General features: G+C 55.6%; 9 protein-coding genes. All 9 read left to right on the forward strand.

All coding sequences use genetic code 11. From position 1 onward, the window contains the following. The first annotated feature begins 96 nt into the window (after positions 1-96). Positions 97-873, forward strand: a complete 777-nt coding sequence (locus SK54_RS20315) for a threonine/serine exporter family protein (RefSeq protein WP_017383842.1) — start codon at positions 97-99, stop codon at positions 871-873. Further along, positions 864-1,337: a threonine/serine exporter gene (locus SK54_RS20320; protein WP_015572605.1), complete on the forward strand. Its 474-nt coding sequence runs from the start codon at positions 864-866 to the stop codon at positions 1,335-1,337. Before SK54_RS20315 ends, SK54_RS20320 begins: the two co-directional genes overlap by 10 nt. A 44-nt stretch (positions 1,338-1,381) precedes the next feature. Then, positions 1,382-1,834: a MarR family winged helix-turn-helix transcriptional regulator gene (locus tag SK54_RS20325; RefSeq protein ID WP_015572604.1), complete on the forward strand. Its 453-nt coding sequence runs from the start codon at positions 1,382-1,384 to the stop codon at positions 1,832-1,834. A gap of 84 nt (positions 1,835-1,918) precedes the next feature. Then, positions 1,919-2,347, forward strand: a complete 429-nt coding sequence (locus SK54_RS20330; protein ID WP_003856578.1) for an organic hydroperoxide resistance protein — start codon at positions 1,919-1,921, stop codon at positions 2,345-2,347. A gap of 126 nt (positions 2,348-2,473) precedes the next feature. Beyond that, positions 2,474-3,019 (forward strand): primosomal protein DnaT, encoded by a 546-nt coding sequence (dnaT, locus tag SK54_RS20335; RefSeq protein ID WP_003856579.1) that lies wholly within the window; start codon positions 2,474-2,476, stop codon positions 3,017-3,019. After that, a complete protein-coding gene (gene dnaC, locus SK54_RS20340) occupies positions 3,016-3,753 on the forward strand; it encodes a DNA replication protein DnaC (RefSeq protein WP_003856580.1) in 738 nt (245 codons plus the stop codon). The genes dnaT and dnaC overlap by 4 nt, the downstream gene beginning before the upstream one ends. 84 nt (positions 3,754-3,837) lie before the next feature. Beyond that, the gene (locus tag SK54_RS20345) at positions 3,838-4,320 is read left to right on the forward strand and encodes a YjjA family protein (protein WP_015572603.1); all 483 of its coding nucleotides are present in this window, start codon (positions 3,838-3,840) and stop codon (positions 4,318-4,320) included. A gap of 271 nt (positions 4,321-4,591) precedes the next feature. After that, on the forward strand, positions 4,592-6,883 hold the full coding sequence (gene opgB, locus SK54_RS20350) for a phosphatidylglycerol--membrane-oligosaccharide glycerophosphotransferase (RefSeq protein WP_017694557.1): 2,292 nt from the start codon (positions 4,592-4,594) through the stop codon (positions 6,881-6,883). Next, a complete protein-coding gene (locus SK54_RS20355) occupies positions 6,883-7,392 on the forward strand; it encodes a GNAT family N-acetyltransferase (RefSeq protein WP_015572601.1) in 510 nt (169 codons plus the stop codon). Before opgB ends, SK54_RS20355 begins: the two co-directional genes overlap by 1 nt. Positions 7,393-7,551 lie beyond the last annotated feature (159 nt).

Here is a 7,551-nt window from a genome sequence, read left to right on the forward strand (position 1 = left end):
ACGCGACTGATTGCACAAATGTTGATCTGGCCCAGCGCAAAGGGCCCTGCCCTTTGTGTTAAAAGTAAGCAATCTCTCTTCTCTTCAGGGCGTTTCATGCAGGCAGATCGGTCTACGCAACGTGCTACCACGCGGCTATGTATTCAGTGCGGGCTTTTTCTCTTACAACACGGGGCAGAAAGCGCCCTCGTGGAAGAACTTTCCACACGCCTTGGGCTGGCGCTGGGGATGGACAGCGTTGAGAGCTCCATCTCGTCAAATGCCATTGTGCTGACCACCATTAAAGACGGACAGTGCCTGACCTCCACCCGTAAAAATCATGACCGCGGCATTAACATGCACGTCGTGACGGAAGTGCAGCACATCGTGATCCTTGCTGAACACAAGCTGCTCGATCTGAGGGAGATAGAGAAACGCTTCAACCAGATCAAACCTCTCCGGTATCCACGCTGGCTGGTTGTGCTGATGGTGGGACTCTCCTGCGCCTGCTTCTGCAAACTCAACGCGGGCGGCTGGGACGGCGCTGTCGTGACCTTCTTTGCCAGCAGCATCGCGATGTATGTCCGCCAGCTGTTGACGCACAGGCAACTGCATCCGCAAATTAACTTCTGCATCACGGCGTTCGTGGCGACAACCGTATCCGGCCTTCTTTTGCGCCAGCCTTACTTCGCCAGCACGCCTACTGTTGCGATGGCCGCCAGCGTATTGCTGCTGGTGCCGGGTTTTCCCTTAATCAATGCCGTCGCTGATATGTTCAAAGGCCACATCAACACCGGTCTGGCGCGCTGGGCGATAGCCAGCCTGCTGACGCTGGCGACCTGTATCGGAGTGGTAATGGCCATGACACTCTGGGGGTTACGCGGATGGGCGTGATGGATTTTCTGCTCGCACTGGCGCAGGACATGCTCCTGGCAGCCCTTCCCGCCGTTGGCTTTGCGATGGTGTTTAACGTCCCACAGCGTGCATTACCCTGGTGTGCGCTGCTGGGTGCCATTGGCCACGGCTCACGTATGATCATGATGACCTCGGGCTTTAATATCGAATGGTCGACGTTTATCGCCTCCATGCTGGTCGGCAGCATCGGTATTCAGTGGTCCCGCTGGTATCTGGCGCACCCGAAAGTGTTCACCGTGGCGGCAGTCATTCCTATGTTCCCGGGCATTTCAGCCTATACGGCGATGATCTCCGCCGTCAAAATCAGCCACTTTGGCTACAGCGAACCGCAGATGATCCTGCTTCTGAGCAATTTCCTTAAAGCCTCGTCGATTGTGGGCGCGCTCTCCATCGGCCTGTCGATCCCCGGATTATGGCTTTACCGCAAACGTCCACGCGTATAATAAAATCGCTTGCAATTGTATCGTGCGCTATCTATATTCATTTCATGGACGCAAAAACGAACGACACCACCAACGCGCTTCTGCTGGATAACCAGCTCTGTTTTGCCCTCTATTCGGCAAATCTGGCGCTTAACAAGCTGTACCGGCAACTGCTGGCGCCGCTTAACCTGACCTACCCGCAATACCTTGTGATGCTGGTGCTGTGGGAGCAGGATGATATCACGGTGTCAGACATTGGCGAGCGGCTGTTCCTGGATTCCGCCACGCTGACTCCCCTGCTGAAACGCCTGGAAAGCGCAGGATTAATCTTCCGCCAGCGTTCCCGTCAGGATGAGCGTCAGGTCGCCGTCACCCTGAGCGACGCGGGTCGGGCGCTGCAACAGCAGGCCGTGACGATACCCCACGCCGTGGGCTGTGCAGCGCAGTGTGATACCGACACCATGCTGGCGCTCAAGCAACAGCTCGAACTTTTGCGCCAACAGCTTCATCGCGCGTAAGGCTATACTTTACGCGTCTGATTCTAACTTAATACATCGCGCGCTATTTAATAGTGCATATAAACGTAAGATGAGGAACCTGCCATGTCTTTAGAAAAAGTTGTCTACACTGCCAAAGCCAAAGCAACCGGAGGCCGTGATGGCCGCGCAACGTCTTCCGATGGCGTTCTGGATGTCAAACTGGGTGTGCCAAAAGAGATGGGCGGCATGGGGGGTGAAGTAACCAACCCTGAACAGCTGTTCGCTGCGGGCTACTCCGCCTGCTTCCTGGGCGCAATGAAGTTCGTTGCGGCACGCGACAAATTCGCTCTGCCAAAAGACGCCTTTATTGAAGGCGAAGTGGGGATTGGCCCGCTGCCAACCGGTTTTGGTATCGAAGCGAAGCTGAACATCCACGTTGAAGGGATGGACGCAGCGGAAGCCAAAAAACTGGTGGATGCAGCGCATATCGTCTGTCCGTACTCTAACGCGACGCGCGGCAATATCGACGTGACGCTGAACATCATCGCGTAAACTGCCGCCTGTGATTTTAGCCCCGGTAAGCGTAACGCCGCCGGGGAAATCCTCTCCTTTCCTCCCCCTCTCTCTGTGCTACCATAACCCTCAATCACGTCCGTAGTAATCAGTTGAGAAAGTGTTATGTCCTCCAGAATCCTGACTACCAGCATTGCTGGCATTGATGCCTTTATGCGCGATCCTCGCGGTGTGTTGACGCACGCCGAAGGCGGCACGCTCGCGGTATTTGCCGACAACGCCCCGGCGTTTTATGCGGTCACGCCGGAACGTCTGGCGCAGCTTCTGGAAATTGAAGCGAAGCTGTCGCGTCCGGCGAGCGATGTCATGCTGGATAATCAGTTTTTTGACGAACCCGCCAGCGCCCCGGTGGCCGTTCCAATGGGGAAATTTCCCATGTACGCCGGTTGGCAGCCGGACGCCGATTTTCAGCGGCAGGCGGCCTTATGGGGAATAGCCCTCGCGCAGCCCGCGACGCCAGAAGAGCTGGCGGCCTTTACCGCTTACTGGCAGGCTGAAGGAAAAGTCTTCCACCATGTTCAGTGGCAGCAAAAGTTCGCGCGCAGTCTGCAAATCAACCGCGCCAGCAACAATGGCCAGCCAAAACGTGATATCAATGCCTTTTCAGAACCGGACAAAAAAATCCCTGATGGATTCCGAGGTGCGAAATGAAAAACGTCGGCGACCTGATGAAACGTTTGCAGAAGATGATGCCCGCCAACGTGAAGCCCGCCTTCACCACCGGTGAAGAGCTGCTGGCATGGCAAAAAGAGCAAGGTAAAATTCGCGCGGCTGCCCTCGCCCGCGAAAACCGCGCGATGAAAATGCAGCGCACCTTTAACCGCTCGGGCATTCGCCCTCTGCACCAGAACTGTTCCTTCGAGAATTATAAGGTCGAGTCACAGGGGCAGATGAACGCCCTCAACCAGGCGCGCCAGTACGTGGATGAATTTGACGGCAACATTGCCAGCTTCATCTTTAGCGGAAAACCCGGCACGGGGAAAAATCACCTTGCGGCCGCTATCTGCAACGAGCTGCTGCTGCGCGGGAAGTCAGTGCTGATTATCACCGTGGCCGATATTATGTCCGCCATGAAGGACACCTTCAGTAACCGCGAAACCAGCGAAGAACAGCTGCTGAATGATTTGAGTAACGTGGATTTGCTGGTCATCGACGAGATCGGCGTCCAGACGGAGTCCCGCTACGAAAAAGTGATCATCAATCAGATTGTCGATCGCCGTTCGTCGTCAAAACGCCCGACCGGTATGCTGACGAACCACAATATCGACGAGATGACCCGACTTCTTGGCGAGCGGGTGATGGATCGCATGAAGCTGGGTAACAGCCTGTACGTCATCTTCGACTGGGACAGCTATCGCAGCCGCGTCACCGGCAAAGAGTATTAAGATATTTCCAGGGAGCACCGGAAGAGCAGAGGTATATACTGAACCCACTTTTGGCCCAAAACGGACCTTGTTGAGTAAATCATTATGAAAAAACAGTTTCTTATCAGCATCCTTACTGGCGCCCTGCTGGTGACTGGCGCAGCGCAGGCCGCATCATGGCAGGAGTCGCTCTCCAGCGCAGCAAGTGAGTTAACCAAAGAGAGCGGCACTTCCCAGGGCGGGCTGTCAGCCTCGTCCCTCACCGGCCTGCTGAGTAACAGCTCCCAAAGCCTGAGCGCCGGAACGATGAACAACGCGGCGGGCATTCTGGAATACTGCGCGAAGCAGAAACTGGCTTCCGTTACCGATACCGAAAACATCAAAAACCAGGTGCTTGGTAAACTGGGTCTGGACACCCAGGAGCAGAAAGCGGACACCAACTATATGGACGGTATTCAGGGTCTGCTGAACGCGCAAAATGGCCAGCAGCTGAACCTCAGCACCCTTGGAAATTCATCTCTGGCGAAACAGGTGAAAACGAAAGCCTGCGATCTGGTGCTGAAACAAGGCGTTAATTTCCTCTCCTGATCGCCTCCCATTTTCTGCCACAACACGCCGGGTTTATTACGTTAGTCTTACACCGCGGCGTGAAGTGCGTTTTTTTACCCCCTGCCACCACCTCAGCCTCCGTGTGCCACGATGCGACTGTATTCAAAAATCCGATTTTATAAACCAAATCCTAACAACAGCACACTTTCGTGACACTAAAATTGCAGCTAAGCGACATCGCAATTACATTGTATTACCCAAAAAATAAGCAATTAGCCGGCTAATCGTCCGGCATGATGAGGATCTGCTGTTGTCAGAGTTAATGTCCCTTGTCCTTTTCCTGGCTTCCATCGGCGTTTATGCCTGGAAAGCCGGTCGTCACACCTGGTGGTTTGTGGCCACCCTGGTGGTGCTCGGCATTTTTATTGTTTTAAACATTACGTTATATGCCAGCGATTACTTTACCGGCGACGGTATTAACGACGCGGTGCTCTACACGTTGACCAACAGCCTGACCGGCGCTGGTGTGGGTAAGTACATCCTTCCGGGTCTGGGGCTGGTGGTCGCCCTGGTGGGCATCTTCGCCGCGCTGGCCTGGGTTCTGCGCCGTCGCCGTCACCGTCCGCATCATCATGGCTACAGCCTGCTGGCGCTGTGCCTGGCGCTGGCCTCCGTGGATGCCAGCCCGGCATTCCATCAAATTACCGAGCTGGTAAAATCCCAATCGCGCGATGGCGATCCGGACTTTGCGGCCTATTACAAAGAACCCTCGAAGAAGATCGACAATCCCAGACTCAACCTGGTCTATATCTACGGCGAAAGTCTGGAACGCACCTATTTTGATAACGATGCTTTCCCGAACCTGACGCCAGAGCTTGGCGCGCTGAAAAACCAGGGCCTCGACTTCAGCCACACCATGCAGCTCCCTGGCACGGATTACACCATCGCAGGGATGGTGGCCTCCCAGTGCGGCATTCCGCTGTTTGCCCCGTTTGAAGGCAACGCCTCCGCCTCGATGTCGAGCTTCTTCCCGCAGAACATTTGCCTCGGCGATATCCTGAAAAACTCGGGCTATGAAAACTACTTTATGCAGGGCGCTAACCTGCGCTTTGCCGGGAAAGATGTGTTCCTGAAATCCCACGGTTTCGATCACTTGTATGGTTCCGAAGAGCTGAAAACCACGGTGGCCGATCCGGCCTACCGCAACGACTGGGGCTTTTACGACGATACCGTTCTGGATGAAACCTGGAAGAAATTCGAGGAGCTTTCCCGCGCCGGTAAACGCTTCTCGCTGTTTGCGTTGACCGTTGACACGCATCATCCGGATGGTTTCGTCTCACGCACCTGTAAACGTCAGGGCTATGACATTGACGGTAAAAACAACAAGTCGTTCAGCGCCGTGACCTGTAGCCAGGAGCATATCGCGGCGTTAATCGAGAAAATCAAAGCGTCGCCGTATTTCAAAAATACGGTCATCGTCGTCTCATCTGACCATCTGGCGATGAAAAACAGCGCCTGGGATGAACTGAATAAGCTGGATCGCAGCAACCTGTTCTTTGTGCTGCGCGGCGATAAACCGCAGCAGGAGATCATTGCCGCTAAACGTAACTCGATGGATAACGGCGCTACCGTGCTGGATATTCTGGGTGGCGATAACTTCATTGGCCTGGGCCGCAGTACGCTGTCGGGCCAGTCCCTGTCGGAAATCTTCCTCAACATGAAGGAAAAAATCCTCGCCTGGAAGCCGGATATCATTCGTCTGTGGAACTTCCCGAAAGAGATGAAAGACTTCACCATCGATCAGGATAAAAAAATGATCGCGTTCTCCGGCAGCCATTTCCGCCTGCCGCTGCTGCTGCGCGTGTCGGATAACCGCGTCGAGCCGCTGCCGGAAAGCGAATACTCCGCGCCACTGCGCTTCCAGCTGGCGGAATTTGCCCCGCGCGATAATTTCGTCTGGGTCGACAAATGCTACAAAATGGGCCAGCTCTGGTCGCAACAGCTGTCGCTGTCCACCGACTGGTGCGTCTCTCAGGGGCAACTCGGCGGCGAGCAGACCGTGCAACACGTTGACAAACCGCAGTGGCAGGGAAAAACCGCGTTTAAAGATACGGTTATTGATACCGCACGCTATCAGCGCAACGTAGACCTGCTGAAAATCGTCGACAACGACATTCGTTATAAAGCAGACAGCTTCATCTTTAATGTTGCCGGCGCGCCGGAAGAGGTGAAGCAGTTCAGCGGTATTTCACGGCCGGAATCCTGGGGGCGCTGGTCTAACGCGCAGTTGGGCGATGAGGTGAAAATTGAGTATACCCATCCTCTACCGGAGAAATTCGATCTGGTGATCACCGCCAGGGCATTTGGTCCCAACGCAAACCGTCCTATACCGGTGCGCGTCGGTGATGAAGAACAGACGCTGACGCTGAGCAATGACGTCACCACCAGCACGCTGCACTTCGATAACCCAACGCGCAGCAATACGCTGGTCATTGTGCCACCCGATCCGCAGTCCACTAACGAAGGGAATATTCTCGGTCACGCTCCGCGCAAGCTGGGGATCGGCATGGTGGAGATTAAAATTGTGAGCAGCGCTGGCTGATGACGGCGTTCACTCTTCGCCCGACGCGCCTCGACAACGTCGCTGCCCTGCCCGCCATTGAACGCGCGGCGGGGCAGCGGTTTCGCGACGTTCCTGAGCTGGCCTGGCTGGCAGACAATGAGGTTATTTCTGTTGAAGATCACCTCGGTTACGCCGGACGCGGATTAAGCTGGCTGGCGCTGGCTGACGACAGGCCCGTGGGTTTTATTCTCGCCGAAGCTCATCCATCGTCGCTGTTTATTGTGGAACTGTCGGTTCACCTGGACTGGCAGGGACGAGGTCTTGGACGCCAGTTAATCGCCCGTGCCGCCGCGCATGCCCGCAGTCTGGGGCTGAACTCGCTGACGTTAACGACGTTTCGTGATGTCCCGTGGAATGCGCCCTTCTACAGGCGATTAGGGTTTGAAATGATGACGACGCTGACGCCAGAACTGCGCCAGAAACGCGAGGAAGAGACGGCGCACGGTTTAGCGTATGGTTCCCGCTGCGCCATGCGCCTGCCTCTGTAAGATCGCCCGGTGGCGCTGCGCTTACCGGGCCTACAAAACCCAATTCCGCAGCCGCCACCCGGCGAAACGCACAATCCGTAGGCCGGGTCAGGCGTAGCCGCCACCCGGCGAAACGCACAATCCGTAGGCCGGGTCAGGCGCAGCCGCCACCCGGCAAAA

The organism is Enterobacter sp. MGH120, from assembly GCF_001037725.1.
Lineage (GTDB): Bacteria > Pseudomonadota > Gammaproteobacteria > Enterobacterales > Enterobacteriaceae > Enterobacter > Enterobacter hormaechei_C.